Genomic DNA, 1771 nt, shown 5'->3' with positions numbered 1-1771 from the left:
GAGAGTAAACCTCTCAAAACTGAACAAAGTAATGATGACAAACGTGTGTAGTCTCCGTAATATTCCTTAGAAAGGAGGTGATCCAGCCGCACCTTCCGATACGGCTACCTTGTTACGACTTCACCCCAATCATCTATCCCACCTTAGGCGGCTGGCTCCAAAAAGGTTACCTCACCGACTTCGGGTGTTACAAACTTTCGTGGTGTGACGGGCGGTGTGTACAAGGCCCGGGAACGTATTCACCGCGGCGTGCTGATCCGCGATTACTAGCGATTCCGGCTTCATGTAGGCGAGTTGCAGCCTACAATCCGAACTGAGAGAAGCTTTAAGAGATTAGCTTAGCCTCGCGACTTCGCGACTCGTTGTACTTCCCATTGTAGCACGTGTGTAGCCCAGGTCATAAGGGGCATGATGATTTGACGTCATCCCCACCTTCCTCCGGTTTGTCACCGGCAGTCTTGCTAGAGTGCCCAACTAAATGATGGCAACTAACAATAAGGGTTGCGCTCGTTGCGGGACTTAACCCAACATCTCACGACACGAGCTGACGACAACCATGCACCACCTGTCACTTTGCCCCCGAAGGGGAAGCTCTATCTCTAGAGTGGTCAAAGGATGTCAAGACCTGGTAAGGTTCTTCGCGTTGCTTCGAATTAAACCACATGCTCCACCGCTTGTGCGGGCCCCCGTCAATTCCTTTGAGTTTCAACCTTGCGGTCGTACTCCCCAGGCGGAGTGCTTAATGCGTTAGCTGCAGCACTGAAGGGCGGAAACCCTCCAACACTTAGCACTCATCGTTTACGGCGTGGACTACCAGGGTATCTAATCCTGTTTGCTCCCCACGCTTTCGAGCCTCAGCGTCAGTTACAGACCAGAGAGTCGCCTTCGCCACTGGTGTTCCTCCATATATCTACGCATTTCACCGCTACACATGGAATTCCACTCTCCTCTTCTGCACTCAAGTCTCCCAGTTTCCAATGACCCTCCCCGGTTGAGCCGGGGGCTTTCACATCAGACTTAAGAAACCGCCTGCGCTCGCTTTACGCCCAATAAATCCGGACAACGCTTGCCACCTACGTATTACCGCGGCTGCTGGCACGTAGTTAGCCGTGGCTTTCTGGTTAGATACCGTCAAGGGATGAACAGTTACTCTCATCCTTGTTCTTCTCTAACAACAGAGTTTTACGATCCGAAAACCTTCTTCACTCACGCGGCGTTGCTCGGTCAGACTTTCGTCCATTGCCGAAGATTCCCTACTGCTGCCTCCCGTAGGAGTTTGGGCCGTGTCTCAGTCCCAATGTGGCCGATCACCCTCTCAGGTCGGCTATGCATCGTGGCCTTGGTGAGCCGTTACCTCACCAACTAGCTAATGCACCGCGGGTCCATCCATCAGCGACACCCGAAAGCGCCTTTCAAATCAAAACCATGCGGTTTCGATTGTTATACGGTATTAGCACCTGTTTCCAAGTGTTATCCCCTTCTGATGGGCAGGTTACCCACGTGTTACTCACCCGTTCGCCACTCCTTTTCTTTCGGTGGAGCAAGCTCCGGTGAAAGAAAAAGCGTACGACTTGCATGTATTAGGCACGCCGCCAGCGTTCGTCCTGAGCCAGGATCAAACTCTCATAATAAAAGTTAGAACAATCTTTCGATTGTTAAGCTCAATTTGTTTGCTAGCATATTGCTTGCTGTTTAAAAATGTTTGTTGTCTTGAATTGAATCAAGACGCCCTACACATTTGGTTTGTCTTACTTTGTTCAGTTTTCAAAGG

At 50.8% G+C, this 1771-nt stretch carries 1 rRNA gene; it reads right to left on the bottom strand.

Annotated elements, in window-relative coordinates:
• Window positions 1-70: 70 nt before the first annotated feature.
• Window positions 71-1631: ribosomal RNA gene (locus RV17_RS12925) — 16S ribosomal RNA — on the bottom strand.
• Window positions 1632-1771: the final 140 nt, after the last annotated feature.

The sequence above is a fragment of the Enterococcus thailandicus genome (assembly GCF_001886265.1).
GTDB lineage: Bacteria > Bacillota > Bacilli > Lactobacillales > Enterococcaceae > Enterococcus_B > Enterococcus_B thailandicus.
Note: the sequence above shows the minus strand (reverse complement) of the source record. Positions and strands in the feature narration are given on the sequence as shown.